Raw genomic sequence first — 24,898 nt, 5'->3', positions numbered from 1 at the left:
GCTGGGTAGCTACGTACGGACGGGATAAGCGCTGAAAGCATCTAAGCGTGAAGCCCCCCTCAAGATGAGATTTCCCAATTAGTAAGACCCCTTGAAGACGACGAGGTAGATAGGTTGGAGGTGGAAGTGCAGCAATGCATGGAGCTGACCAATACTAATCGGTCGAGGGCTTATCCAATATTTAAGACGCAGATTCGTTTCGGATTCAGTTTTCAGGCGATCAAGCCTGGTATGTATATTCCCTGATAGCTCAGTTGGTAGAGCACTCGACTGTTAATCGAGTTGTCACAGGTTCGAGTCCTGTTCGGGGAGCCATCTGGAGAGGTGTCCGAGTTTGGCCGAAGGAGCACGATTGGAAATCGTGTAGGCGCCACAAGCGTCTCGAGGGTTCGAATCCCTCTCTCTCCGTTCCTTATGGATTTATCAATAGCATGGCCCGTTGGTCAAGGGGTTAAGACACCTCCCTTTCACGGAGGTAACAGGGGTTCGAATCCCCTACGGGTCACCATTATCCTTTAAATAAAGCTTGACTTTATTGAGAGGAAATGATAAGATATAAAAGTTCTGGTTTTGATGGAGGCTTAGCTCAGCTGGGAGAGCATCTGCCTTACAAGCAGAGGGTCGGGGGTTCGATCCCCTCAGCCTCCACCATATAGATTTTTTACTGACGCGGGGTGGAGCAGCCCGGTAGCTCGTCGGGCTCATAACCCGAAGGCCGCAGGTTCAAATCCTGCCCCCGCAATTTATTTGGAACCGTGGTGTAGTTGGCCTAACATGCCTGCCTGTCACGCAGGAGATCGCGGGTTCGAATCCCGTCGGTTCCGCCATTAGTATCACAAATTTTCTTGGCTCGGTAGCTCAGTCGGTAGAGCAAAGGACTGAAAATCCTTGTGTCGGGGGTTCGATTCCCTCCCGCGCCACCATGATTATTACAATAGAATATGCCGGTGTAGCTCAATTGGTAGAGCAACTGACTTGTAATCAGTAGGTTGGGGGTTCAAGTCCTCTCGCCGGCACCATCTGTGGAGGCTTAGCGAAGTGGCCAAACGCATCAGACTGTAAATCTGCTCACGTACGTGTTCGGTGGTTCGAATCCATCAGCCTCCACCATCTTTAGGGGCATAGTTTAAAGGTAGAACAACGGTCTCCAAAACCGTTGGTGTGGGTTCAATTCCTGCTGCCCCTGCCAATGAAATACTTTAAAGCTTAATATGGCGGCCGTGGCGAAGGGGTTAACGCACCGGATTGTGGTTCCGGCATTCGTGGGTTCGAGACCCATCGGCCGCCCCATTTCTTTAAAAGTATGGATTGTAAGAATCTAATAATAGTTTAATATGGCGACTGTGGCGAAGGGGTTAACGCACCGGATTGTGGTTCCGGCATTCGTGGGTTCGAGACCCATCAGTCGCCCTTTATTATTAAATTGATGAAATGAAATGAATATTGGGGATTAGCCAAGCGGTAAGGCAACGGACTTTGACTCCGTCATGCATAGGTTCAAATCCTATATCCCCAGCCATTTATGCGGACGTGGCTCAGCGGTAGAGCATCGCCTTGCCAAGGCGAGGGTCGCGGGTTCGATTCCCGTCGTCCGCTCCATTTTATGGCGCCATAGCCAAGTGGTAAGGCAAAGCTCTGCAAAAGCTTTATCCCCAGTTCAAATCTGGGTGGCGCCTCCATTGATTTTGGAGTTATCAGTTCAATACGCCGGCGTGGCGGAATGGCAGACGCGCTCGACTCAAAATCGAGTGGGAAACCGTGGAGGTTCGAGTCCTCTCGCCGGTATAGCTAAAGAGTGCATTAGAGAATATCTCTAATGCACTCTTTTATTTTTATTGACTAAGTGCCTAGCCCTCTAACTTCAGCAGCAGCTGTTGTATACGTAGGGACATGCCCGTGGGCTCTTCTTCCATGCCGCGTACGACCCAGTCTTCGATCACCCCGACCACCCCAGAGGCAATAAACAGACTTTCTGTTTCTACATTCACCGTTGATGTATCCCTATTTTTGTTGTCCATAAGCATTTCCTGCAAAATCTTCATTTTGAAAAACTGCTTAAATTTATCGGAGGTTAATAATTTGTCTTCCGGATTGGTAAGCATGTTAAACAACGTTTTGTTTTGATAAATATAATTCGTAAGTTTATTTATAAAATGCATAATATCATGATGTTCCTTGATGGGAAAGGAATCATCATAAAACTGATTTAACTGATCAAACATCTCTGCTTCAATTTCATTATATAAATCGTAGATATCCTTATAATGTAAATAAAAAGTGCCTCTGCCGATATCGGCAAGCTCCGAGATTTCCAGAATGGTTATTTTAGAAATGACCTTAGTATTCAATAATGACAAAAAGGCCTGTTTAATGGATGCTTTAGTTCTAATCGATCGTCTGTCGCCCACAATTAACCCCATTTCTGTACAATTAGGTTCTACCTGTTCATTAATAAACAAATCAAATGAATTGACCATACTTTTTTATGCCTCTGCTTATTACAATAAGGAAATCAAAGAAAGTAAAAAGGAGGGCTCACATGAAGTCTTTTCGGCTGGCTGAGAAAGAGGAGTTGCACGAAGTCGCTACCTTATTTACCGAGTCATTTTCAGAATATCCGTTGTTTCCGCTTATCTTACCTGAGGGCAGGGACTATAAGGAGCACTTGTTTAGACTTAATTATACTAATACAAAATCTTATTATCAGCAAAAGGCGTGCTTTGTAGGAATTATGGATGGAAAAATTGTTTCTGCTGTTTTGTTGAAAAAAAGCGGGGCAAAGGGCCCGGGCTTCTTACAATATCTGTTTAATGGCGGCTTAGCACTGGCTGCTCAGATTGGCATGAAACGAATTTTTCATATTCTGAAGACACTGGATACAATGAAAGAGGCTTGTGACCGATACGGGCAGGAGAGCTGGTATATCGATTCCCTTGCGGTTGCGAGGGGCTTTCAAGGGAAAAACCTGGGGAGTACATTGTTTAATGCCTTTTTATTCCCTTATGTTAGTAAGCACGGTGGCGGCCGGATCACATTAGTTACCCATACGGAACTAAACAAAAAGTTCTATTGTAAAAATGGCTTTAAGGTTTTTAACGAATTTGGCATTGGGCCAAAGGGGAAATCCATACCTAATTATAGCTTCGAGCTGAATATAAACCCTGTGTAACGCTTATGAAGTCATTATTTTATCTGATTTGTTTATAGGTGTTCCAGCTTACAGTGAGATGCCCGATGGCGAAGACTGCGGCAGCGGCAGCAAAGAGAAGAGAGTCTATTCCTAGTGCAAGCAGGCTGAAATAAAGAACCGGGAATATGGCCATAGGTAAAGGAAGCGGGCCTAGCGGTTTAAATAACATGCTGAACGCTCTGCCGGACCGGTAGTAGCGCAGCCAGCACATATAGTAAAAGATTAAACAGATTAACATTAACCAGCTTAAGGAGGTTACGGGCTGAACAGCAATTTTGTGTCCATACAGGATGGGTAAAGTGAAGCATGTAATCTGACCGGCCCTCTCCAATATAGTGAAGATCACAGGCGGAGCAGTGATTGATGAGGGGACATAACGCGGAGCAAAAAAGATGAACAGCAGATTCGGCAGCAAAACTAAAAGTGGCAGGATAAACCCTATATAGTGTAATCCCATTATCAGGCTCCGTTCTCCTATTGAATAATGAGTTAAAAATAGCGCAAGGAGCCGCAGGCTGTCAAAGCATTCTGTCACTGCTGTTCAAAGGCGCAAAGCAAAGAGTACTCCACCTGCCATGTGGCTGGGAAGAGTACTCTTATTTTTATTTATGGTGGTGCTAAAGAGGCTTGTCCGCTGCTTAAGGCAGCTTGTTGCCGGCGGCACGGTAAATTTCATACCATTCCTGACGGGTCAGGGTAATATCAGAGGCTTTAGCAATATCCAGCAGGCGCTGTGTGTTCGTTGTTCCGACAATCGGCTGCATGCCTGCAGGGTGTCTGAGCAGCCAGGCGATCGCGATAGCAGTGTCAGCGACCTCTTTTTCAGCTGCAAGGCGGTTAATCACTTCATTCAGCACAGGGAACTTGTCGTTGCCCAGGAATACCCCTTCAAAGAAACCGTACTGGAACGGGGACCAAGGCTGGATGGTCATATCATGCAGGCGGCTGTACTCCAAAATTCCTCCGTCATGCACTACGGATGCAGAGTTAGTCATATTGACATTGAAGCCGGCATCAATCATTCCGGAGACCATGATGCTAAGCTGCAGCTGGTTGAAGAGCAGGGGCTGCTGTACATTCTTTTTGAGCAGCTCAATCTGCAGCGGGTTCAGGTTGCTGACGCCGAAGTGTTTGACCATACCCTTTTGCTCAAGATAATCAAAGGCTTCAGCGACCTCCTCAGGCTCCATCAGAGTGTCCGGGCGGTGCAGCAGCAGTACATCAACATAATCCGTCTTCAGGCGCTTCAGGCTGTTCTCAACCGACGTTACAATATGATCCCTGGAAAAGTCGAAGAACCCGTCACGGATTCCGCATTTGGTCTGAATCAGCATTTTATCGCGCATGCCCGGAGTAGCTGCTACTACATCTCCGAATACTTCCTCCGCCTTACCGCCTGCGTATATATCTGCATGGTCAAAAAAGTCGATTCCCGCCTCTAATGCACTGTGAATATGTACATCGGCCTCTTTCGGGGAAAGCTCGGCAATCCGCATACATCCTAAAGAGATCTCTGCTACCTCAAGCTGGCTGCTGCCTGCTTTAATTTTTTTTACCACTTTGTGTTCACTCCTCATTTGTAAGGTTTCTGGTTTAGTGTAGACCTTAGAGTTAAGTGTAAGTCAACAGGTTTTTGAAGCGCTTTTAATTGCATGGAAATGGTGTTACTTTAGAGATGGGCCGTAGCTTTACGGCAGAAGGGAGCTGCAATCATGGGATACAGCATCAAAACCATATCACAAAAAAGCGGACTGAGCCAATATACACTGCGTTATTACGAAAGAGAGGGTGTTCTGCCTGAGGTAGCCAGGGATGAGCACGGAAACCGTTGCTTCCATGATGAGGATCTGGAGCTGATTTCGTTAATCTGCTGCCTGAAGGATACCGGTATGCCGATTGCCGACATTAAACAGTTTATCTCGCTCTCCAAGGAAGGGCATAGCTCACTCCCTGAGCAGCGCAAACTGCTGCAGGAGCATAAGGTGCATATTGATGAGAAGATCAAATTTTTTCAGGCGTTTGCGGAGAAGGTTGAGCATAAGATTGCTTATTTTGCTTCGCTGGAGGAACGGGCAGAGGCTGAAAATAATTGAGCCGGAAAAGTGATGAATGTCGCTGATAGGCTTACAATTATACCGGAAAAAGCCTTGGTTGTTAGGTAATATAACATATAAATTGGCTTTTTGTTGACGAACTGCTTAAGTATCTTGACGATAATTCCTCTGGTGATATGATTAGGGTAATTAAGAAAGCAAATTCAATACTATCACGTTACTAAACATTACATTATATCGAATGACTTTCTTGGATGGACTAACAGAATAAGCTCTTGTATAAGCTCATTAATCCGGTTTGAGCGTTTCGACCAGGCGACCGTAAATTGCCCCAGGCTACAAGAGGTGCAGAAAAGAATTACTGTTCTATGTGCGGCTATTTATGGCTGTGTGAGAATGGTGTCTGCCCTGTACCTTTTGTAACCTGGGGTTTATTTGTCGTGCGCGGAAATGAATCTAAATTCAAAAGAAGAGGTGTGTATTCATGAGCTATGATCTGATTATTAAAAATGCCAGCATTCCGCAGGGTGACCGACAGGTGCTGACAGACATTCTGGTGAACAAAGGAGTAATCGTCGGCTTTGCCAAGGACATTGAGGCTGATGCAGCAGAGATTATTGATGCTGGCGGAAAGCTGGTGCTGCCGGGCGTTATTGATTCGCATACGCATTTTAATGATCCGGGGTTTACGCATCGTGAGGACTTCGTGACTGGAACAAGCAGCGCTGCAGCCGGCGGCGTAACGATGATTGTAGATATGCCTTGCTGCAGCGTGCCGTCAGTCCGTTCTGCCGATAACCTGTTCAATAAGCTGAATGCATTGGAAGGCAAAGGGATTGTTGACTATGCGATGTGGGGCGGTATTACCGGCGAGGATGTACGCAATAATGTGCTGCCGGAGATTATCAGTGAGCAGATTGCCAATGGGGTAGTTGCTTTTAAAGTATATATGACGCCGTCGGTGCCGAGCTACCCGCGTGTAACCGATCCGGAGATGCTGGAGGCTTTTGCCGCTGTATCACCTACGGGGCTGCCGATTGGTATTCACGCCGAGAACTTTGCCATCTGCGATTACTTCACTAACAAGCTGAAGGGTGAGGGCCGCCTTGATTACCCTGCATGGGCTGAAGCGCGTATGGCGCTTGCTGAAAAAGCTGCAATCCAGCTGGGCATCAGCTTTGCTGAGGAGACAGGTGCCAGGCTGCATATCGTGCATATGAGCACCGGGGCAGGCAACGAGCTGATCCGTGAAGCCAAGCTGAAGGGAACCAAGGTGACTGCGGAATCCTGTCCGCACTACCTGACGCTTAATGCGGTAGATGCGATGACCGAGTTCGGTACGTTCGCCAAGATCGCGCCGCCGCTGCGCACAGCAAAGGATAATGAAGTACTGTGGCAGGGACTGGCGGACGGAACGATCGATTTTATGGCCACCGACCATGCCCCTTATGAAATTGCCACTGAGAAGGATGCGCCGGGGATGGATGTCTGGACTTCTTTTCCGGGAATCCCGGGGGTAGAGACACTGGTGCCGATTATGATCAGCGAAGGCTACAACAAAGGCAGACTGAGTCTCTCCCGGCTGGTAGAGCTGCTCTGCACAAATCCGGCAATCCACTACGGCCTGTATCCGAAAAAAGGGGCGCTGGAGATCGGTACTGACGCGGACTTCACCATTGTGGATCTGGAGAAGGAGTGGACGCTGGATAAGGATCAGATGCACTGTAAGCCTAAATATACGCCGTTCCATGGTATGAAGCTAAAAGGCAAGGTGGATAAAACGATCGTCCGCGGTACGCTGGTCTACGATGATGCACTGGGTGTGGTCGGCAAGCCGGGACATGGTGAATATGTAAAGCGCCAGACGATCAGCGAGCTTCCGCGCCTGCTGAAATACTAAACCGAAGGGAACGTGAGTAATATGGGAAAACACGCAATAGTAGTCATAGATATGCTAAATGATTTTATTCATCCGGACGGGGCACTGACTTGTCCAAACGGAGCGGGAATCGTACCGGCGCTCCAGGACCTGATTGCGTTCAGCCACGAAAATGAGATCCAGGTGATCTTCGTACAGGAAGCGCACCGCAAAAACGATGCCGACTTCCGGGTCCGGCCGGTTCATGCTATCAAGGGCAGCTGGGGATCGGATTTCATTGCCGAGCTTACACCGGATGAGTCAAAGGGAGACTATGTGGTGCAAAAGAGACGCCACAGCGCGTTCAGCTATACGGATATGGACCTGTTCCTGCGGGAAGAGGGGATCGACACGGTAGCGGTTACCGGTGTATGGACCAATGTCTGTGTCCGCTCAACGGCATCGGATGCGATGTACCATACGTACAAGGTTGTCTGCATCAGCGACTGCTGCGCTTCCAAGGATGAGGAGATGCACCGGTCGGGGCTGCGCGATATCGGGATCTTTGGCGAGGTGGTAACGCTGGAGCAGTATAAAGAGAAGTACGCGGTGGTGAAAGGCTAAGAAGGTTAGCTGGTAAGCTGGGTAGCGGCTAGCTGATGTTCTGTGCGATTGGTAATACGTAAGGGATTTGATCGGGTCTGAGCCAACTGGATGTACTGCAAAGAATTGCCCTTTATATTACACAAAAAATAAACAGCCCCTGTATTGCCGGGAATGCTACCGGTTATACAGGGGCTGTTGTCTGCGCTATTGTCAGGATCGGAGCAGAACGAACTGTGAGCTGCTTTTAGTAAATTAGGTGGACTTTCGCTACTTAATTCTTCGTGAAACAACGGTTTTAGAATAATAGTGGGAAAAAGTTCACTTAAATGTCCCTGATTTGGCCCAAAGGGACCTATGCACCGAATTAGGTAATGTTGCTCAAGAGAACCGCTGCCGGTACTGGCGCGGCGAAATCCCCTCCAGCTTCATGAAGCTGGAGCTGAAGTAGGGCGCCTGGTTGAAGCCGACCTCCTCGGCAATACGGGCAATCGGGAAGCTGGTCTGCATCAGCAGCAGCTTGCTCTGCTCGATCCGGTAGCGGAGCAGGTATTCCATCGGAGGACAGCCGTACTCCTGATTCATGCAGCGGGCGATATAGACCGGATGAAAGTTGAGGCAGTCGCCCAGCATGCCGGTCGTAATCTCCTCGCGGTAATGGGCGCGGAGGAAGGAGGCCGCCTGCTCGGCGCAGGCGGTCGATTGAGACGCGGACCGTTCGCGGTGCACGGAGGCGGAGAGCTGCTGCAGCAGCTCCTGGAACAGCATCTGCTGCTTGAAGCGGACGGCATCCAGGTGGGCGTTGACCTTAAGGAGCTCGAGCTGGGCGAGCAGCTCCTCCATTCTGGCCGGCTGCAGCAGCGTCATATACTGCGACAGCCGGAGGCTGAAGGTACGTGCGTTATACAAGTTGAAATGATCAGACTCCTCCGTGGTATCCCGTTCACGGGGAGCTTCAGCATGACAGCTTATGGAACACCACGGACCCGGGGTCTGAAAATGGAGCCAGTAGTAGGAGCCGTCCTCACGGCAAGCTTCGGTCCCGTAATGATGGCAGTCCGGACGGAGAATCAGTGCTTCTCCTGCCCGGACTTCATAGGTTCTGTCCTCTTCGCCAAGATAGAGGCAGCCCTCCCGGACGACCAGCAGGTCGAACACTTTGATGTTATGGCGGTTCACATGGCGGAAGCCCTGCGGATAATTCGTAAGTCCGCTGATAATGTAATGCGGCAGCGGCGGGCTGGAGAATTGGAGCAGACTCATATCGTCCTCCTGCAGATCAGGTTTAGAAATTGAAAGTTTAGGTTGGGAATTTGCTACATTTCCCGTAGTATATCACCTATAATTTACTCCTAGCAAGGTAATTTGCAGGCAGGTTACAAGGATACTATCTAAGAGTGCAGCAGGATGAGGGGGAGTTCATTTAGTGAAACCCAACGTGAAACTGAAGACAGGAAACGTCGGACTTTGGGTGCTGGCCTGGCCGATTTTTATTGAGATTTTTCTGCAGACGCTGCTGGGAACCGTGGATACCATTATGGTCAGCCGTATTTCGGACGATGCGGTGGCGGTCGTCGGCATATCGAACCAGCTGTTTGGGGCGCTGACAACATTGTTCACCACCTTTGCCGGCGGCGCAGGCATTCTGATTGCCCAGCGGCTCGGTTCGGGACGGCAGGAGGATGCACGTGTAATTGCGATAATGGGGGTTACAGCAAGTACGGTGCTGGGGCTTATCGTCAGCGTGGTTATGTTTTTGTTCGCCGATCCGATCGGGGGAGCGCTGAATATATCCGGAGAGCTGATTCCGCTGGCTCATGTCTATCTGACTTATGTGGGCGGCGGATTATTCCTGGTAGGACTGACCGCTTCCCTGGGCTCGGCTATCCGCAATACAGGCAATACCCGGGGGCCGATGTATACGGGGGTTGCAGTTAATGTAATCCATATTATTCTGAATTATATTTTTATCTTCGGCATGTTCGGACTGCCGCAAATGGGACTTGGCGGAATCGCCATCTCTAATGTGATCAGCAGAGGGCTCGGCACAATTGTTCTGCTGGTGATGTTCTGCGGCGCCTTTGAACGCAGAATCCGGCTGCGGGATTTCGCTGTCTTCAAGCGGAAGCTGTTCGGGGAGATTGTGAAGATCAGCTGGCCGCTGGGGCTGAATTCCTCAGCCTGGGTAGTCTCACAGCTGGCGATTTACTCTTTTCTGGCTATGCTCGGGGCCAAAGAGCTGGCGGCACGCACCTATCTGAATACACTGGAGTCGTTCTGCTTTACCCTGGGCTACGCGGTAGCGATGGCAGGCCAGATCCGGATTGCTACTTTATTCGGCGCACGTCAGCTGTCTGAGGTCTACCGCAGCGCATTCCGGACGCTGTATATCGGGCTGGCAATTGTCAGTGCGAATGTCGTGCTGCTGTTCGCTTTTGGAAAGTCACTGCTTGGTATGTTCACGGTAGACGGGGAGATTATCTCAATTGGTGTGACGCTGCTGGTGCTGAACCTGCTGCTGCAGCCGTGCAAAATGCTCAACATGGCCATGGGCAATGCGCTTAACGCCATCGGGGATACCCGCTATACGATGACGATTTCCCTGATCTGCATGACCACTATTGGAATCGGAGGTTCCTATCTCCTCGGCATCAGCTGGGGCTGGGGTCTGGTCGGTATTTACTGCTGCATGATCGCCGATGAAGCGGCGAGAGGGCTCTTGGTGCTGCGGCGCTGGCGCGGGCGGAAGGTGCTGTATGCATCAGAATCGCAGAATGGAGGTCAGCGGACTGTCCAGGGCAAAGCGGCAGAGGCTTCTTTTTAAAATGTAAATTCGGATATTTCACCCCGGTGCTTTCTTCTGCGGAAGAAGCGCAGGGGCTTTTTGGCGTGCGTATATAGGCCGTTATCCTGTGATCCTGCACAAAAGTTGCAAAAGTTCACCCGCATAACCGCAACATAATACAGGAATACCCTGAACGGCTACTGTCCTGGCGGACGGGGCTTTTCTATACTTGGGGCATATACAGGCATAGGAGAGTGAGGGCTTTGAGACAGCGCACACGCAAATCCGGAACACCGCTGGCGATAGAGCTTCCTTTAAAGGGAGGCACTCCGGCAGCTTCACCACTGGGGGCTGGCACCATAAAGAAGAAAAAGAAGGGCTTTCTGCACGAGCTGATCCATAACCGGGTTCTGTTTCTGATGCTGCTCCCGGCACTGCTGTTTTTCCTGATCAATTCGTATTTTCCGATGGTAGGCGTCTATTACGCGTTCACCCAGTTTGACTTCAATTCAGGTCTGTTCGATGCACCGTTCGTCGGGTTCAAGAACTTTGAATTCCTATGGAAGTCCGGCACGCTGGTAAAGCTTACCCTGAATACGATCGGCTACAATCTGGCTTTTATCCTGCTTGGCAACGTTCTGGCAATTGTCTGTGCAATCCTGCTCAGCGAGCTGCGCGTCAAATGGTTCAAAAAGCTGACCCAGTCGATTATGTTCCTGCCGTACTTTGTATCCTTCGTTATCCTGAGTGTTATCGTCTACAACGTATTCAATTATGATAGCGGTTTCCTGAATACGCTGCTGGCCAGATTCGGTGCGGGTCCGGTCGATGTGTACAATAAGCCGCTGGTGTGGATCTTCCTGATCATTCTTTTTTACCTGTGGAAAAATCTCGGCTACAGCATGGTGATCTACCTCGCGGCCATTACCGGAATCAGTGACGAATATTATGAGGCGGCCAAAATCGACGGTGCACATATTTTCCAGCGGATCTGGTATATCACAGTACCGATGCTGAAGTCGACCTTCGTTGTGCTGCTGCTGTTCTCGCTCGGCAGTATTATGAAGGGACAGTTTGACCTCTTTTACCAGCTAATAGGTAATAACGGGGTGCTCTACAATACAACGGATATTCTGGACACGTATGTATTCCGTTCACTAAAGGTGACGTTTGACATCGGGATGGCGACGGCGGCGGGGCTCTACCAATCCCTGTTCGGCTTCATTCTCATCATGACCGTCAACTACATTATCCGCAAAATAAACGATGACTACGCGCTGTTCTAGGAGGGGAGAAGGAGTATGCATATTAAAGACGATCCTTATACAAGGCTGCTGCAGGGATTGGCGTACGCGGTCATTATTCTCGGCTCGCTGGCCTGCCTGATACCGTTTCTGCTGATTATATCCGCCTCCCTGACAGCCAATGAGTCGATCATCAAGGATGGCTATCATCTGATCCCGGCGGAGTTTTCGCTGGAGGGCTACAAAACGGTGTTCACCTTCCCGGATGAGGTGCTGCGGGCCTACGGGGTTACGCTGTTTACGACGGTGACGGGTACGCTGACAGGGCTGTTTTTTATGACAATGGCCGGGTATGTGCTGGCCCGCAAGGATTTTAAATACCGTAATACGTTCTCCTTCTATATCTACTTTACGACGCTGTTCGGCGGGGGGCTGGTGCCCTGGTACATCATGATTACTAAATATCTGCATCTGACGGATTCGTATGGTGCGCTGATTTTTCCGGGGCTGATGACTCCGTTCCTGATTATCCTGATGAAAAACTTTATCCGTTCGGCGGTTCCCGAGGAGCTGTTCGAATCGGCCAAAATCGACGGGGCCGGCGATTTCCGGATCTACTGGCGCATTGTGCTCCAGCTGTCGATGCCCGGCATTGCCACGGTGGGCCTGTTCCTCGCACTGGCCTACTGGAATGACTGGTTCTCCTCCTCACTGTTCATCAATGATCCGCATAAATATCAGCTGCAGTTCCATCTGTACAATGTCATCAACTCGGCGGCGTTTATCGCCAACATGGGCGCGGGCACCGGGGTCAGCCTGGGCAGTGACCTGCCGACGGAATCCACCAAGATGGCCATGGCCATTGTGGTTACCGGACCGATTCTGTTCCTGTACCCGTTCATCCAGCGCTATTTCGTAAAAGGCTTGACGATCGGGGCTGTAAAAGGTTAGAACCGAATAGTGGAGCACGCTCTTCAAGGGTGTGCCTGTTGTCCGGCTGACATAAAGGGAAGTTTGTAAATCAGGAGAACAAAACTTTTAGGAGGGTTCATGATGACAAAGAAAGCAGGCCGAAGATCTCTGGTTACGCTTACAACGGCGGCGCTGGCCTTATCGCTCCTTGCAGGCTGCGGAGGCAACAGCAATGGCGGCAACAGTGCAAACGGGGCAAACAGCAGCGGAGAGGGCGGCAATGCGGGTACCCCTGCGGCAACAGAAAGCGCCAGTACAGCAGCCCCGGCAGAGACCGGTATCGACACGTCCAAGAAGGTGGAGCTTCAGTTCTATATGCTCGGGGATGCGCCGAAGGATCTGCCGGTCATCCAGGACGAAATCAACAAAATGGCGCAGGAAGAGCTGAACGCCACCGTCAAGTTCAACTATACCAGCTGGACGGACTGGGATCAGAAATACAAGCTGCTGCTGTCCTCCGGGCAGGCGATTGATCTGATTTTTACGGCGGACTGGACCCAATATCAATCGTATGCAAAACGCGGTGCCTTCCTGGCGATAGACGACCTGCTGCCTAAGGCTGCTCCTGAGCTGCAAAAGTTTGTCCCGGAATCGATGTGGGAGGATGTAAAGGTAGACGGCAAAATCTACACGGTACCTGCCACATACAAGGAGTATGTGACCAACGGCTTCGTATACCGCGAGGATCTGCGCAAGAAATATGATCTGCCGGTGCCAAAGGATCTGGCCAGCTATGAGGCTTACATGGACGGCATTGCCGCGAACGAGCCGGATCTGATGCCAATGTCCCTGAACAGTGATATCGGCAATAATCTCCACTACATTTATACCGAGCTTAACAAAATGGTCGGTGCGCTCCCTTACGGCATGGGCGTGAAATATGAATCCCCGACTACCGTCTACTCCTACTGGGGCTCCGATGAGCAAAAAGAAGAGCTGAAAACGATGAAGCGCTGGGCGGACAAAGGCTTTATCCCGAAAAACGTGCTGAACATCAAGGACACGATGCAGGACCCGATTACTTCCGGCAAAGCAGCCAGCATGTTCGGGGATAACCCGACCCGCTACAATGACATGAAGATGAAGATCAGCACGACTCATCCCGAGTGGGAGCTGGCCTATTCCCCGTTCGGTCTGACTACCGGTTATGCTACGCCTGTGCATCCGATTCATAACGGTTTTGCGATTCCGAAGAGCAGCAAGAATCCGGAACGCGCACTGGCCTTCTATGAGAAGCTGGTACTCGACAAACGCTACAATCTGCTGACCCAGTACGGGATCGAGGGCAAGAACTACACCGTTGAGAACGGCTATTACAAGCTGGTCGGCACCAGCACCAGCAACGGCTTCTCCCGCGAAGGAATGAACGGCTGGGCCTGGCGGAATCCGGAGTACATGCTGTTTGACCAGGGCTTCGACGGGGTGAAGGCGATCTTTGATGAGCTGGACAAAATCCAGAAGCCGGACTTGTTCCTTGGCTTTGCGGAAGACTACTCCTCCTACCAGGCGGAAAAAGCGGCGCTGGAGCAGGTGGAGAAGCAATACCTCTTCCCGCTGCAGGCCGGGCTTGTCGAGGACATCGACAAGGGTCTGGATACCTTCCTGCAGAAGGCCAAACAGGCTGGTCTGGAGAAGATCCAGGCGGAGTGGACGAAGCAGTGGAATGCGTACGTGGCTGAAAAAGGTATTAAATAGTGGAGGATGCCCCGGAGGCCAATGGCTTTTGGGGCTTTTTTGTTGCCGGGGGGAGGGAGAGAGCTTGTAGAGGGGCATTTGGGTGGTTACGCAACTCCAGGGAATGTTTGGACTTCCGGCCGCTGTTATATTTGGATTTCCTGATTGAAACCGCTGGACGCGGTAGAAATCCAAATATAAAGGCGGACGCTCCCGCTCCTCCAGTTCCAAACTTCCCTTCCGCTGCTCCTCACCTTAATGGTGGATACAAGCTCTTTAGGACCGCAAGGCAGCAAAGCCCGCCAGCCAACAGCCTCCGGGGCAGGGAGAGGGGGAGCAGCAGGAAAAGCCAGCCTCCGGTAGATATGGAGGCTGGCTTTGGGAAAGTTGGTGTGGCTGGGGATGGGGGAGCCTGGTTGGAGGTGGTATGAGATGCGTCAGAAAGTGAGCAGAGGATAATGTTTGTAAGGGAATGCGGGCAGCTCAGAGACAAACAGCCAATCTACGATTACTTCTGAGGACTGGCCCAAATCAGGTGCACCATCCCCTGCCAGTGGCTCTCCACCTTGTTGATGGTCAGGCCGGACTCACGGACCAGCCCAAGTATGTCGCGGGTATGGTGGCAGCCGTAAATCCGGTAGAGCAGGGGGTTAAGTGCTCTGAGGGCCAGGGAAAGGGCCGGGCTCGTGCTGATACCATGCTCCATGAGCAGGATTTGCCCGCCGGGTCTGCACCAGCGGCCGAGGCGCTGCAGTACCGGCAGCGGGCGGGCGTAGCTGCAGAAGGATAAGGTCGATACGATGGTATCGAACGAATGATCAGGGAAGCTCAGCTCTTCTATGTCTGAGCAGATGAAGCTGCTGTTCATCCGGTAATGGGCTGCCGCCTGTCTGGCCTTCTCCAGCATTCCCGTGCTGAAATCTGCTGCGGTAAGCCGGATGCCCGGAGGATAATACGGAAAATTGGCGCCTGCCCCTACGGCCAGCTCAAGAACCTCGCCCTCGGCACAGCCTATGAGCTGGCGGCGCCAGCGTGTCTGCCGGGCATCTTCCCGTTGGTTGCCGTACCGGGCAGCCTGCTTGTCGAAGATCCGGATCAGCTTCTGCTTTTCCACTTGCCAGTCACCCCGTTCCAATATTAGTTGCATTTATTGTGCGGCAGAAAGAGCTGGACGGCTATAACGTTGGTTACACTCCAGACCTGGCCCAGTAAGTAATAGGGTCAGCAGTTGGCTGTGTCCATTATCGCCGGTGTAAAGGAATGGGTTATAGTTAACAGCTTTGCAAGCTGCCAGCCTCATTATGCATGTTTAGAGCGCCGGTAATCGCTCGGGGTCGTGCCGAAGCTGCGCTTGAACATCCGGTGCAGATAGGAGCTGCTGGTGAAGCCGCAGCGCTCGGCGATGACGGTTACCGGCAGGTCGGTATTTTCCAGCAGGCTGCATACCTCGCGCATCCGCACCTCCAGGATCACATCGACGATGCTGTTCAGGGTCTGCTGCTTGTAGAGGCGGCTGATATAGATCGGCGACATATCCAGCTCATCGGCAATCTGGTTGAGGCTGAGATTCGGCTCCCGGTAGTTGTCCGCGATCTTTTGGTTGATCAGGCGGATCAGATCATGCTGCTTGGTATTTTTTTTCTCGGACAGCTGCTCACGCATTTCACGGAATACGGCGGAGAAGGCCTCTTCCAGCTCGGTGACCGTTTCTACGGAATCCAGGGCAGGCAGAGCGGATGTATTGCCGCTTTGCAGGCGGTTGCGTTTCTGGACGGTGCTGATAATTTCTTTTATCGTCACACTGAGTCTCGACACGGCAAGCTGTACGGTATGGAAGGGATAGTCTTGTGTCTCACGGATAATGGAGCTGAAATGCTCCATTGCTTCATCGGCCTTGCCGCACATGAGCGCGTCGGCGAGACGTTTTTCTTTTTCCGTCGGATAATGGTACGTTTGAGCCTGAAGTGCACTTATAGACTGCGCTGCTATGATACATCCATGTCCATAAAACAGCCGGTGGTTCGACGCATCCTTAACCTGCTTATAAAGCTGGTGCAGCTGCTGGGCGTTCCGGTCGATATGGCTGTAGGTGGGTGTGAGGCTGATCTTCAGATAATCGGAGCAGGCCTGCTGAAGCTGGCGCAGGAGCGTCTCGATCAGTCCGGTGTCGGTGTATTCGCTAGGATCAACGATGTTCAGGAGCACCAGGATGCCGTCATCATTCATATCCACAGTCTCGACGCGGTAGGTCGTGCCGCAGATTTCCGAGGCGATATTCATAATTGCGAATTTGTAAGCCAGCAGGTAGGAGGAGCGCTCATCCCGCAGCTCTTTGTAATTATCGATACGCAGCAGGATCATCCGGTAGTCATCATTAAAAGTAAAATGGATGCCAAGCTGTCTCAGCTTCTCCATCTGCTGAATCGACTGCAGCGGCTTCAGGCCGAGAACGAGATCGCGCATTGTATTTTGCCTGATCATGAACATGCTGTCCCGTTTCTCGGACTCCAGAATATTCATCTCCTTAACAATCCGGCTGATCGGCAGATACAGTGTCCTTGAGGTGAGCCAGGATAATCCGATCCCCCCGATGAGAATGAGGGCGGCGATCAGCAGAGTGGCATTACGGATGCTGTCCGTCTGTCTGGTGATGATGTCATACGGCGTGATCCGCACATACTGCCAGCTTAGGGCATCCGGTGCGGTATAGGAGATCAGCGAATTAACACCTGCAAAGGTTCCGATAAAATAGCCCTCAGCATCACCCTTGATCTTTTGCCTCACCCACACTGCTTCTTCAGGACCCAGCTCCTGCTGCTCCAGACTGTTGCCGGACAGAAAGGTCCCGTTGTCAGACAGAATAAAGGTAGCGCTTTCAGAATCTGCCGGAGTGTTGATCTCCTTGTTGATCCAGGGCGCGGAGATGTTAACAATGACTGCTGAATTGATGGAACGGTCCCAGCCGATGGCGTCATAGCACAGAAAAGTATAGGCCCGGACCTGGTCACTCTCCTTGGCGCCGTTCGAGTAGACGCGGGGAATCGGTGTAAACGGCTTGTATTCCTCATAATGGTTCAAAATATCGAGAATGCCCTTATCCACCAGCTCACGCTCGGTAAAAACACCATTCTGGCCGTGGGAGGAGGCAATGTATAGCTTGGCGCTTTTCGGATTATAGACATAGATGGACTCAATGTACGGCATGGAGCTTAGATAATTCCCGAGCTCGGACATGGCGGCGGTGACGTCGTAGATGTCGGGCTTGTCGTAGAGGACGATTTTGGAGATAGTGCTGTTGCGGTAAATTTGAAAAGAAAGGGATTGTGCAGCCTCATTCATGTTCACAACCTCTTTGCTGGTCTGGGTGAGGTTGCTGAGGTCGGAGCGGAAGGCCTGGGTTTTCTCTACGCCGATGTAGTAGTTGTAATAAATGATGGTGGAGGCAAGGAAGGTTAAGGATACGCAAAGCGTCATGCTGACCAATATCCGGCTGTACAGCGCTCTCCGGCTGCTGAGCTTGTTCAGTCTCATTGTCATCCCCCTGAATTCATTCTGTGTTCTGGCAGCCAGGGCTGCATCTGTATTGTTCACAGTAATAAGTATAAGCTTCACAGGGTGAACAGAACAGTGCAGCAAGCTGACAACCGTGCACAAACCGGAATTCCGGGGGAGTGAACAAAAGTGATATTCCTGTACAAAAGCAACTACCCCGTAATCTGCATCAGCAGCGGCGTAACCTTGAACCCGTTGACCGGAGCCAGATCCTGCGAGCAGGAGGAGAGGGCGACTATCACATCCGTCAGAGCGAGGAGGGCAATATAATCACCGGGCCTCGAGAGCGGCTCTTCAATGATATAGTCGAGATTGTCGTCCAGCTTATTGTTCATGAACCAGTTAATCGGATCGGGCAGCTCCCTGTTCCCCAGGCCATATTTCTGCAGTGCCTGCTGCAGGTTATCATGGCAGTTCGGATGCTCCTCCAGCCCGAAATCAATCTTATAGCGGTAATAATCACACGCCGGAAAAAAGAAGTCATGCCGTCCCACCGTATCCTGAGTCAGCTGCATCAGCGGCTGCCGCCGGTTACTGTACAGGCCGTCGCCTGTTTTGAGCCGGATGCTGCTCAGTGAAGCCCGCATATGAACGGGAGAGACGTGCTCATCCGGGTCCATGGCATTGAAGCAGACAAAATCGCCGACCTGCTTACCCTCCACGTCGATAATATAGAGTGTCTGCCCCTTTCGTACCAGTGCGCTTCTGCCCTCGTAAGCCGGCACCCGTATTTCCTCGATTAACGTTCCGTTTCTCATCTGCTTCACCTGCTTCATTATTTATTCAATGAATACTGCGACAGCCCGGATGGGGGAGCCGGTGCCTTTGCGGATTTTGAGCGGGAGCCCGAAGTAGAGGAAGCGCTTCTGCGCGATTTGGTCGAGGTTGCACAGGTTCTCGGTGTTGGTCAGCCTGTATTCACGGCAGATCAGATGTCCGGCAAAGGTGGTGTCCAGCGGATTGTCAATCGACGGTGCATCAATGCCGATGTTGACAACGCCCTGCTTCGCCAGCCACTCGGCCGCACCGTAATCCAGCCCTGTATAGCGGGTAAGCCATTCGCCGGTACCATACGCACGGTTATAGTGGCCGGTGTAGAGCAGCACGATATCGCCTTTGTCGAGGTGAAGATAGCCTCTGCTTAGTGCCAGCTCCAAATCGCTGCGGGTAATATAGGCATCCGGTGAAATATGGGAGAGGTCAAGGCAGATAGCCGGGCCGTAAAAATACTCCAGCGGCATCTCATCGATCGTCGCCCCCTGCGGGTCATATTCATAGATGGCATCGCTGTGGGTCGGGCCATGCTCGTTGATGAGCAGATTGTTGGTGGCGAACTCGAAGCCGAGCTTCCGCCGGCTCTCTTCATGGCTCATATTTGGAAATATCATCGTCTTCTGATGCGGCGGAAATACCGGCATCCCCTGATAGATTTCCTGGGACAGATCGATTACCTGGATTCCCATGGAAGAGGCCTCCTTTTGTTTGTTGTGGCAATGCGATGAGTTTAGTAAGCCGGTTCCGGTTCCGTTACCGGCGGGGGAAGCGCTGCTTTTAGAGCAGAGATGGTAAGCAGTGAAAGCTCATTGCCGGTCAGGCCAGCGGCGGCAGTACCGTGAAGGCATCCGCATCGATCAGGCCGATGTCGGTGATTTTCCACGCCGGGCTGGTGACGAGCGAGAGGAAGGAGAGGTGCATGAACGGTACATGCAGCGTACAGCCCAGCTCCTCACGGGCCAGCCGATGCAGCCCGGTAATTCGCGCGCTCATCTCTTTGCCGGTCAGCTCGTCGGTCATTAGGCCGCCGATCCGCAGCGGCAGATCACCGACCACCTTGCCGCCCTCAATCATTGCGATCCCGCCGTCCATGGCAATAACCCGGTTGACCGCGGTTACCATATCGGCGTAATTGGTGCCGGTGACAATGATGTTGTGGGTGTCGTGGGCCACGCTTTCAGCGATGGCTCCGGCCTTCAGCTTCATGCCGCGGACAAAGGTTTTACCGATCTTGCCGCTGCGGCCATGCCGCTCGACGACGAGCAGGGGCAGGAGGTCATTTTCGACCGAGGGCTGTACGACACCGTCTTTGACTGAAGCGGTGTAGATGCCGGCTCCGGTCAGGTTCTGGTCCGGGATCACCTCGATGGCGCGGACCCGGACACTGCCGTGTGCTCCGCCGGAGGAGAGCTGCAAATCTTCCAGCCTGACCGGTTTCCGCTTGACCGACTTTTTGACGGATTCGGGATAAATGTAAGACGGGATGTCACGGGTGAGTTCACCGTTCTCGGCGAGTTTGACTCCGCCGATATATACCTGGGCAACGGTCATTTGCGCCAGATCGCTGATAACGGCGATGTCGGCTTTTTTGCCGGGAGCAAGCAGTCCGATATCCTGGAAGCCGAAATGAGTGGCCGGGTTAATCGTAACCATCTGGATGGCTTCAACCGGATCAATGCCTACGGCGATCGTCCGGCGGACAATGTCGTTCATATGCCCGTACTTTAGCAGGTCCTCAGGGACCATATCGTCGGAGACGAGGATGGCGCGCCGGGAGTCCATTCCTTCCTCGGTAATGGCGCGGATGCATTCAGCCATATTGCGCTGCGAGGAGCCCTCACGCATGAACACGCTGACCCCGTAACGCAGCTTCTCCATCATTTCTTCCTTGGTTGTTGTCTCGTGGCAGGAGACATGGCCTCCGCCGCAGATAATGTGGGCCGCCAGCTCCGGGCCGGACAGGCCGGGGGCGTTGCCTTCAATGGTTTTGCCGATGGATTTGGCATAAGAGACGGAAGCCAGCAGATCATCTATCAGATAAGGTGCGTTGTTGTACACCGGATGGACGTTGCTGAAGCCCTGCAGCTCACCGATGCCCTGCACATAATCATCGCTCAGCAGGTCCTGCATATCCTGGGAGGTGATATCTGCGCCTGCGGTTTCCAGGCCGGGCACATCGGGAGTGAGACAAGGGACGGTGAACAGAACGCGGTTAGGCAGGGTGCGCGCCTCATCAATCATAGCTTTCATGCCGGGCACACCCAGGACGTTGCCGATTTCATGCGGGTCGGCTACCAGGGTGGTTGTTCCTGTAGGAATGGACAGCTTCGAGAACTCCGTAACCGTCAGCATTGCACTTTCAAAATGCATGTGGGAATCGATGAAGCCGGGGCTTATAAACTTGCCGCTCACGTCTTCGACAACTGTAGCAGGCCCGATAAGCTTATCGGCCTGACCGACAAGCAGAATCCGGTCGCCTTTAACGGCAACATCGCCGGGATAAATCTCCCGGGTAATGACGTTGATAATGAAGCCGCCCTTCAGCACCAGGTCGGCATAAGCGCTGCCGGAGAGCAGCACATCAATCATCCCCCGGCGGTGAATGGCATCTTTTAACTCAGTAGTGATCATCTGTTATATCCCTCCTGCCTTGGCGCAATCTATACTGTCCACGATTCCGACAATCGCGGCATCAACCGGGGCATTCGGCTGCTGTGCTGCTCTTGAGGCCACGCTGCCCACCGCATAAAGGATCGTCTCGCCGATTCCCGCGCCTACGGTATCTACGGCGATGATGGGCTGACCGGCCGTTGTAAGGTCGGGCAGAATCGGCTGAACGATGAGCAGCTTGGCGCCGATGAGATTGTCATCTTTTCTCGTTGCCACGACATGCCCCGTAATGATTCCCAGCTTCATGTGATTGTCACCTCGTATACTTGATGGTTGAATCTAAAGGATAATCTCGATGCCATGCTGTCTGGCTAGATCTGCGGCAAGCGGAGTGATTACAGCCTGGACTGACGGTCTGATCGACGTTCGGCCAAGGCTTACTGCGTCCTGAATATCCTCTGCGGTGAGCACCTGCTTGTGTAGCCGTGACTGTGCGGAGGTAATCCAATGGTTCACCTGATCCGGCTCAAGCAGGGTTATACCGAAGTCTTCGATAGCGTCCAGCTTATGCTTCAGGGCTGCTTGTAGCCCGGGAGGGGCATGCAGCAGGCCTTGCTCCCCCCAGCGGTAATGTCCGGGGTTCGCTCCCAGGGTTAGTGTCCCGGCAGGCCTGCCTGCACAGATGAAGCGGATAATCAGCTCCACATAAGGATCACCGGCATCCAGCATACATAAGCGGGATAGCAGGGGGAGTGAGAGAACCGGAATGAACAGAAGATCAGCAGCCTCCGGTGCAAGTGAGCGGAGCGCAGCGGAGGTGGCGATATCGTCGATTCCTGTTTTTTCCGCCAGCTGCTGAGCTGTGTAATTCTGGAGAAGCTGCTCATCTGCTGCAAGCTTAAGCCTCATCCTGGAACGCTCCAGCTGGCGGATGGCGGTAAAGCCTTCCTCCATACCGATGAAATTGCCGGTTAGCAGAATTAGGACACGGGGGAAGTCCTTGTTCAGCTCCTGCTCCCTGGACCGGTAGGCCAGGCTGAGCAGGGTATTGGCTGCAACCGTACTATGCCGGCTGTCCATGGCCTTAATTATTCAATGCCCTTGGACAGTAGGGCGCGCTCAACTTCGCTGTGCGGACGCGGAATGACATGCACCGACACCAGCTCCCCGACACGCTTGGCAGCGGCGGCGCCTGCATCGGTTGCGGCCTTTACTGCACCGACATCGCCCCGGACCATTACGGTTACGAGACCGAAACCGATTTTTTCGTAGCCGCAAATCTCCACATTAGCTGCCTTCACCATTGCATCCGCCGCTTCAATTGCGCCTACCAGACCTTTTGTTTCGATCAAGCCGAGTGATTCTCCCATGTGAATAACCTCCGTTAAATTAAGATTTAAATTTCAGAAACGATTAAATTAATATTTAAATTGCAGAAACGAAACTGATTTAATTAGGTTAATCCGGTGAATCATCTGTATTCTTTGGTTTTGATGCTCCGTCTGCTTCAGCCAGGGCGGTAGAAGAGACAGGAGCAGAAGAAGCAGAAGCAGCAGCAGAATCGGCAGGAAGAATAGAAGCAATAGGAGCGGTTGTAGTAGTAGTGGTAGTCTTGATAACCGAAACACCATCAGCAGCCCGTGCAGTCCTATCCTCAGGCAGCAGGTAATTGCCAAGTATCTTGCCGGTCACATCACTGTGCGCCTTGGCAATGACATGGGCGGATACCACTGCACCAATCCGCTGGCCCTCTGCTTTGCCGGCTTCAACGGATGCTGTTACAGCAGCGACATCGCCGCTGAAATGCAGAGTGACACCCAGTGAGCCACCGACTCCGATTACCTTCTCAACGGCGACGAGCTGAACATCCGCTGCTTTGAGTGCAGCATCTGCCGCAGAGACGGCAGTGGTGAACCCCAGCGTCTCGATTAAACCAAGTGCTTGCATGAAAAGTGCCTCCTTGTACGTTGATCCGTTGTCTGGCAGTGGTTAAGCTCATCTGCTTGGAGCAGATAAGTTGGTAAGCCCCGGCGCGGACGCTGATATCTGCTCTGCTGTGCCGCTAAGAATGCAGTAGCCGCGCTCTAGACGTAAGCGCAGGCCGGAGCCGGGATTGCGCTGCAGCCACTGCTCGGCGCTGCCAATGCTGTTCCAGCGGGAGGAGCCTGCTACTACCGCAATGGCTTCCTGCGGACCGCCGCTGAAATAGCGGCGCAGCAGCCGGCCGGGCTCCCGGCTGATCCAGACCCGGACGGCTGAATTAGCACCGTCCTGCATCCGGGCGGTAAGCTGTTTAAGCTTATCCGCGACCAGCTGGTGATCCAGGCCGAACAGCTTAAGCTCAAAGCTGCCGCCGTCCGCGCTCCAGTTGATATCGGCCTCCAGGCCGGAGTCCTGCGGGAGCAGCTCTTCGGCGGCGAACAGCTGGCCGGGATGGCAGGAGGGAGCGCTGATGACCCCGGCTGCGCTGTAGTTCTGGCCCGGGCTGCCGAGCAGCGGGCGGAGATCATCGCGGATGAGGGGGAACAGCCAGACCTCCATGTCTGCAGCAGGGAGGCGGACAGGCTCCCGCGGGTCCTGCGCTTCTTCCGGGACGAAGGATCGCGCGGGCGCGCTGCCCGGAGAGCTGTTATTCTGCTGATCCGGCCGGGCTAACGTGCGCTGGAGCAGCGGAGACAGGTACTGCTCTGCGAACTGGCGTCCCTGCCCCTGCGGCTCATTGACAGGCGGGAAGGTCGAGTCTGCTGCCGGCAGCGAAGGTCCTGCTGTTCCAGCGGCACTAGCTAAGCTGGCGCCGCCTGGGGGGCGCTGCTGCACATTGCCGATAGCGGCAGCTGCTTCGGCGGCAATTGAGGCCAGCCGCCTGGCTGCCTGCTCCTTCTGGTAATTGATCCGTTTAAGCGGAAGGGCTAGCTCCGGCTTAGGGCAATTCCCTGGAGTGGAGCAGGTATGCGTGCAGTTTTTTTTGCTGTCAGCAGTGCAGCTGACGGCAGATGCTACAGGAGTTGCCGGACCTGCCGGAGCCGGAGTGCGGTTCCGCTGCAGCACTTCGGCCACAACATCTTTCATAAAGCTGGACAAGGGTAATCACCTCCCTGATGACTTCAATGCTGCTTGCGGGTTAAAGGAGCATTCTGGCGAGATCGGCATGCGGGCGCGGAATAACATTAGATGACATTAACTGTCCGCCGGTTTTTGAATAAGCAGCAAGGCCGGCATCCACAGCGGCAGTTACTGCTGCGACATCCCCTTCGACGATAACGGTAATCAGGCCGGAGCCGACCCGCTTGAAGCCGGCCATCCGCACATTGGCGGCTTTGCACATGGCATCCAGCGCTTCCAGAGCCGGGGTCAGGCCGCGTGTTTCAATCAAGCCGATTGCTTGCATGATCCACCTCCTATAAGTATTGAGGCGTAACTAACGCCTGATATATGAGCCTGTTAATTTAGCCTCTTGGATGAGAAGGGGCGACGGATTTGAGGAGAATATCTAAGACTTTACCGGAACGGGTAGTCCGCAGCATTTAGTTGGATTTTCGGCACTTAATTCTTCTGATTTTCAGAATTTCTTATCATTAGTTG

Annotated in this window: 23 protein-coding genes, 16 tRNA genes, 1 rRNA gene and 1 riboswitch (1 of these 41 only partly in view); of the genes, 25 read left to right on the top strand and 15 right to left on the bottom strand. The window is 52.5% G+C overall.

The window, feature by feature from the left end:
• The 17 genes from R70723_RS27230 to R70723_RS27150 form a co-directional block, all read left to right on the top strand.
• Positions 1–178: ribosomal RNA gene (locus R70723_RS27230) — 23S ribosomal RNA — on the top strand (it extends 2,749 nt beyond the left edge of the window).
• A gap of 61 nt (positions 179–239) precedes the next feature.
• Positions 240–315 (top strand) — tRNA-Asn (locus R70723_RS27225).
• A gap of 3 nt (positions 316–318) precedes the next feature.
• A tRNA-Ser gene (locus tag R70723_RS27220) sits at positions 319–408 on the top strand.
• 25 nt (positions 409–433) lie between these two features.
• Positions 434–508 (top strand) — tRNA-Glu (locus R70723_RS27215).
• Between the two features lie 67 nt (positions 509–575).
• Positions 576–651: transfer RNA gene (locus tag R70723_RS27210), tRNA-Val, on the top strand.
• A gap of 17 nt (positions 652–668) precedes the next feature.
• Positions 669–742: transfer RNA gene (locus tag R70723_RS27205), tRNA-Met, on the top strand.
• Between the two features lie 7 nt (positions 743–749).
• Positions 750–827 (top strand) — tRNA-Asp (locus R70723_RS27200).
• Positions 828–847: 20 nt separating this feature from the next.
• Positions 848–923 (top strand) — tRNA-Phe (locus R70723_RS27195).
• A gap of 20 nt (positions 924–943) precedes the next feature.
• Positions 944–1,019 (top strand) — tRNA-Thr (locus R70723_RS27190).
• A 5-nt stretch (positions 1,020–1,024) separates the two neighbouring features.
• Positions 1,025–1,110: transfer RNA gene (locus R70723_RS27185), tRNA-Tyr, on the top strand.
• A 5-nt stretch (positions 1,111–1,115) separates the two neighbouring features.
• Positions 1,116–1,189, top strand: a tRNA-Trp gene (locus R70723_RS27180).
• Positions 1,190–1,214: 25 nt separating this feature from the next.
• A tRNA-His gene (locus R70723_RS27175) sits at positions 1,215–1,290 on the top strand.
• A 47-nt stretch (positions 1,291–1,337) separates the two neighbouring features.
• Positions 1,338–1,410, top strand: a tRNA-His gene (locus tag R70723_RS27170).
• 34 nt (positions 1,411–1,444) lie between these two features.
• Positions 1,445–1,519: transfer RNA gene (locus R70723_RS27165), tRNA-Gln, on the top strand.
• Between the two features lie 5 nt (positions 1,520–1,524).
• A tRNA-Gly gene (locus R70723_RS27160) sits at positions 1,525–1,599 on the top strand.
• 6 nt (positions 1,600–1,605) lie between these two features.
• Positions 1,606–1,679, top strand: a tRNA-Cys gene (locus R70723_RS27155).
• Between the two features lie 27 nt (positions 1,680–1,706).
• Positions 1,707–1,785: transfer RNA gene (locus R70723_RS27150), tRNA-Leu, on the top strand.
• Between the two features lie 62 nt (positions 1,786–1,847).
• Here the strand turns inward: R70723_RS27150 and R70723_RS27145 are convergent.
• Complete coding sequence (locus R70723_RS27145) at positions 1,848–2,477, bottom strand: TetR/AcrR family transcriptional regulator (RefSeq protein WP_081957505.1); 630 nt, start codon at positions 2,475–2,477, stop codon at positions 1,848–1,850.
• A 62-nt stretch (positions 2,478–2,539) separates the two neighbouring features.
• Here R70723_RS27145 and R70723_RS27140 point away from each other — a divergent pair, with 62 nt between their 5' ends.
• Positions 2,540–3,169: a GNAT family N-acetyltransferase gene (locus tag R70723_RS27140; protein ID WP_039877175.1), complete on the top strand. Its 630-nt coding sequence runs from the start codon at positions 2,540–2,542 to the stop codon at positions 3,167–3,169.
• 19 nt (positions 3,170–3,188) lie between these two features.
• Here the strand turns inward: R70723_RS27140 and R70723_RS27135 are convergent, their stop codons facing one another.
• Together R70723_RS27135 and R70723_RS27130 are read right to left on the bottom strand one after the other, a co-directional pair.
• The gene (locus R70723_RS27135) at positions 3,189–3,647 is read right to left on the bottom strand and encodes a hypothetical protein (protein WP_039877172.1); all 459 of its coding nucleotides are present in this window, start codon (positions 3,645–3,647) and stop codon (positions 3,189–3,191) included.
• A gap of 181 nt (positions 3,648–3,828) precedes the next feature.
• Entirely contained in the window at positions 3,829–4,767 is a 939-nt protein-coding gene (locus R70723_RS27130) for an aldo/keto reductase (RefSeq protein ID WP_039877170.1), read from the bottom strand.
• Between the two features lie 135 nt (positions 4,768–4,902).
• Between R70723_RS27130 and R70723_RS27125 the strand changes: the two genes are divergently transcribed.
• From R70723_RS27125 to R70723_RS27115, 3 genes are all read left to right on the top strand, one after another.
• Positions 4,903–5,283, top strand: coding sequence for a MerR family transcriptional regulator (locus tag R70723_RS27125; RefSeq protein ID WP_039877168.1), 381 nt, complete (start codon positions 4,903–4,905; stop codon positions 5,281–5,283).
• Positions 5,284–5,499: 216 nt separating this feature from the next.
• Positions 5,500–5,603: riboswitch (purine riboswitch) on the top strand.
• Between the two features lie 125 nt (positions 5,604–5,728).
• Positions 5,729–7,144, top strand: coding sequence for an allantoinase AllB (allB, locus tag R70723_RS27120; RefSeq protein ID WP_039877164.1), 1,416 nt, complete (start codon positions 5,729–5,731; stop codon positions 7,142–7,144).
• A gap of 21 nt (positions 7,145–7,165) precedes the next feature.
• Positions 7,166–7,726, top strand: a complete 561-nt coding sequence (locus tag R70723_RS27115; RefSeq protein ID WP_039877161.1) for a cysteine hydrolase family protein — start codon at positions 7,166–7,168, stop codon at positions 7,724–7,726.
• A gap of 360 nt (positions 7,727–8,086) precedes the next feature.
• Here R70723_RS27115 and R70723_RS27110 read toward each other — a convergent pair whose 3' ends face one another.
• Positions 8,087–8,968 (bottom strand): AraC family transcriptional regulator, encoded by an 882-nt coding sequence (locus R70723_RS27110; RefSeq protein ID WP_039877158.1) that lies wholly within the window; start codon positions 8,966–8,968, stop codon positions 8,087–8,089.
• 163 nt (positions 8,969–9,131) lie between these two features.
• Between R70723_RS27110 and R70723_RS27105 the strand changes: the two genes are divergently transcribed.
• From R70723_RS27105 to R70723_RS27090, 4 genes are all read left to right on the top strand, one after another.
• Positions 9,132–10,529: an MATE family efflux transporter gene (locus R70723_RS27105; protein WP_231574787.1), complete on the top strand. Its 1,398-nt coding sequence runs from the start codon at positions 9,132–9,134 to the stop codon at positions 10,527–10,529.
• 224 nt (positions 10,530–10,753) lie between these two features.
• Positions 10,754–11,776: an ABC transporter permease gene (locus tag R70723_RS27100; protein WP_039877157.1), complete on the top strand. Its 1,023-nt coding sequence runs from the start codon at positions 10,754–10,756 to the stop codon at positions 11,774–11,776.
• A gap of 15 nt (positions 11,777–11,791) precedes the next feature.
• The gene (locus R70723_RS27095) at positions 11,792–12,685 is read left to right on the top strand and encodes a carbohydrate ABC transporter permease (RefSeq protein ID WP_039877154.1); all 894 of its coding nucleotides are present in this window, start codon (positions 11,792–11,794) and stop codon (positions 12,683–12,685) included.
• Between the two features lie 102 nt (positions 12,686–12,787).
• Positions 12,788–14,401 carry an extracellular solute-binding protein gene (locus R70723_RS27090; RefSeq protein ID WP_039877152.1) on the top strand — a complete coding sequence of 538 codons (1,614 nt, stop codon included), beginning with the start codon at positions 12,788–12,790 and terminating at the stop codon, positions 14,399–14,401.
• A 487-nt stretch (positions 14,402–14,888) separates the two neighbouring features.
• On the opposite strand, the gene R70723_RS27080 is transcribed toward R70723_RS27090, so the two are convergent.
• The 11 genes from R70723_RS27080 to R70723_RS27030 all read right to left on the bottom strand — a co-directional run bounded on the left by R70723_RS27080 (position 14,889) and on the right by R70723_RS27030 (position 24,707).
• A complete protein-coding gene (locus tag R70723_RS27080; protein WP_039877147.1) occupies positions 14,889–15,494 on the bottom strand; it encodes a class I SAM-dependent methyltransferase in 606 nt (201 codons plus the stop codon).
• A 185-nt stretch (positions 15,495–15,679) separates the two neighbouring features.
• Positions 15,680–17,911 carry an AraC family transcriptional regulator gene (locus R70723_RS27075; protein ID WP_039877145.1) on the bottom strand — a complete coding sequence of 744 codons (2,232 nt, stop codon included), beginning with the start codon at positions 17,909–17,911 and terminating at the stop codon, positions 15,680–15,682.
• A 173-nt stretch (positions 17,912–18,084) separates the two neighbouring features.
• Entirely contained in the window at positions 18,085–18,690 is a 606-nt protein-coding gene (locus R70723_RS27070; RefSeq protein WP_231574786.1) for a DUF1989 domain-containing protein, read from the bottom strand.
• Positions 18,691–18,711: 21 nt separating this feature from the next.
• Positions 18,712–19,395: a cyclase family protein gene (locus tag R70723_RS27065; protein ID WP_039877142.1), complete on the bottom strand. Its 684-nt coding sequence runs from the start codon at positions 19,393–19,395 to the stop codon at positions 18,712–18,714.
• A 127-nt stretch (positions 19,396–19,522) separates the two neighbouring features.
• The gene (locus R70723_RS27060; protein ID WP_039877140.1) at positions 19,523–21,337 is read right to left on the bottom strand and encodes an adenine deaminase; all 1,815 of its coding nucleotides are present in this window, start codon (positions 21,335–21,337) and stop codon (positions 19,523–19,525) included.
• Between the two features lie 3 nt (positions 21,338–21,340).
• Positions 21,341–21,622 carry a EutN/CcmL family microcompartment protein gene (locus tag R70723_RS27055; RefSeq protein ID WP_039877138.1) on the bottom strand — a complete coding sequence of 94 codons (282 nt, stop codon included), beginning with the start codon at positions 21,620–21,622 and terminating at the stop codon, positions 21,341–21,343.
• Between the two features lie 33 nt (positions 21,623–21,655).
• Complete coding sequence (locus tag R70723_RS27050) at positions 21,656–22,396, bottom strand: hypothetical protein (protein WP_039877137.1); 741 nt, start codon at positions 22,394–22,396, stop codon at positions 21,656–21,658.
• A gap of 8 nt (positions 22,397–22,404) precedes the next feature.
• On the bottom strand, positions 22,405–22,686 hold the full coding sequence (locus tag R70723_RS27045) for a BMC domain-containing protein (RefSeq protein WP_019908484.1): 282 nt from the start codon (positions 22,684–22,686) through the stop codon (positions 22,405–22,407).
• Positions 22,687–22,774: 88 nt separating this feature from the next.
• A complete protein-coding gene (locus tag R70723_RS34335) occupies positions 22,775–23,263 on the bottom strand; it encodes a BMC domain-containing protein (protein ID WP_063837775.1) in 489 nt (162 codons plus the stop codon).
• 48 nt (positions 23,264–23,311) lie between these two features.
• Positions 23,312–24,397, bottom strand: coding sequence for a hypothetical protein (locus R70723_RS27035; RefSeq protein WP_039877131.1), 1,086 nt, complete (start codon positions 24,395–24,397; stop codon positions 23,312–23,314).
• A gap of 40 nt (positions 24,398–24,437) precedes the next feature.
• A complete protein-coding gene (locus R70723_RS27030) occupies positions 24,438–24,707 on the bottom strand; it encodes a BMC domain-containing protein (protein WP_197071816.1) in 270 nt (89 codons plus the stop codon).
• Positions 24,708–24,898: the final 191 nt, after the last annotated feature.

It is taken from the genome of Paenibacillus sp. FSL R7-0273 (genome assembly GCF_000758625.1).
GTDB lineage: Bacteria > Bacillota > Bacilli > Paenibacillales > Paenibacillaceae > Paenibacillus_AQ.
Note: the sequence above shows the minus strand (reverse complement) of the source record. Positions and strands in the feature narration are given on the sequence as shown.

Coding starts and splice junctions, on each gene's coding strand:
- R70723_RS27145 (WP_081957505.1), bottom strand. CDS start 2,477: ATGGTCAATTCATTTGATTTGTTTATTAATGAACAGGTAGAACCTAAT.
- R70723_RS27140 (WP_039877175.1), top strand. CDS start 2,540: ATGAAGTCTTTTCGGCTGGCTGAGAAAGAGGAGTTGCACGAAGTCGCT.
- R70723_RS27135 (WP_039877172.1), bottom strand. CDS start 3,647: ATGGGATTACACTATATAGGGTTTATCCTGCCACTTTTAGTTTTGCTG.
- R70723_RS27130 (WP_039877170.1), bottom strand. CDS start 4,767: ATGAGGAGTGAACACAAAGTGGTAAAAAAAATTAAAGCAGGCAGCAGC.
- R70723_RS27125 (WP_039877168.1), top strand. CDS start 4,903: ATGGGATACAGCATCAAAACCATATCACAAAAAAGCGGACTGAGCCAA.
- allB (WP_039877164.1), top strand. CDS start 5,729: ATGAGCTATGATCTGATTATTAAAAATGCCAGCATTCCGCAGGGTGAC.
- R70723_RS27115 (WP_039877161.1), top strand. CDS start 7,166: ATGGGAAAACACGCAATAGTAGTCATAGATATGCTAAATGATTTTATT.
- R70723_RS27110 (WP_039877158.1), bottom strand. CDS start 8,968: ATGAGTCTGCTCCAATTCTCCAGCCCGCCGCTGCCGCATTACATTATC.
- R70723_RS27095 (WP_039877154.1), top strand. CDS start 11,792: ATGCATATTAAAGACGATCCTTATACAAGGCTGCTGCAGGGATTGGCG.
- R70723_RS27090 (WP_039877152.1), top strand. CDS start 12,788: ATGACAAAGAAAGCAGGCCGAAGATCTCTGGTTACGCTTACAACGGCG.
- R70723_RS27075 (WP_039877145.1), bottom strand. CDS start 17,911: ATGAGACTGAACAAGCTCAGCAGCCGGAGAGCGCTGTACAGCCGGATA.
- R70723_RS27070 (WP_231574786.1), bottom strand. CDS start 18,690: ATGAGAAACGGAACGTTAATCGAGGAAATACGGGTGCCGGCTTACGAG.
- R70723_RS27065 (WP_039877142.1), bottom strand. CDS start 19,395: ATGGGAATCCAGGTAATCGATCTGTCCCAGGAAATCTATCAGGGGATG.
- R70723_RS27060 (WP_039877140.1), bottom strand. CDS start 21,337: ATGATCACTACTGAGTTAAAAGATGCCATTCACCGCCGGGGGATGATT.
- R70723_RS27055 (WP_039877138.1), bottom strand. CDS start 21,622: ATGAAGCTGGGAATCATTACGGGGCATGTCGTGGCAACGAGAAAAGAT.
- R70723_RS27050 (WP_039877137.1), bottom strand. CDS start 22,396: ATGGACAGCCGGCATAGTACGGTTGCAGCCAATACCCTGCTCAGCCTG.
- R70723_RS27045 (WP_019908484.1), bottom strand. CDS start 22,686: ATGGGAGAATCACTCGGCTTGATCGAAACAAAAGGTCTGGTAGGCGCA.
- R70723_RS34335 (WP_063837775.1), bottom strand. CDS start 23,263: ATGCAAGCACTTGGTTTAATCGAGACGCTGGGGTTCACCACTGCCGTC.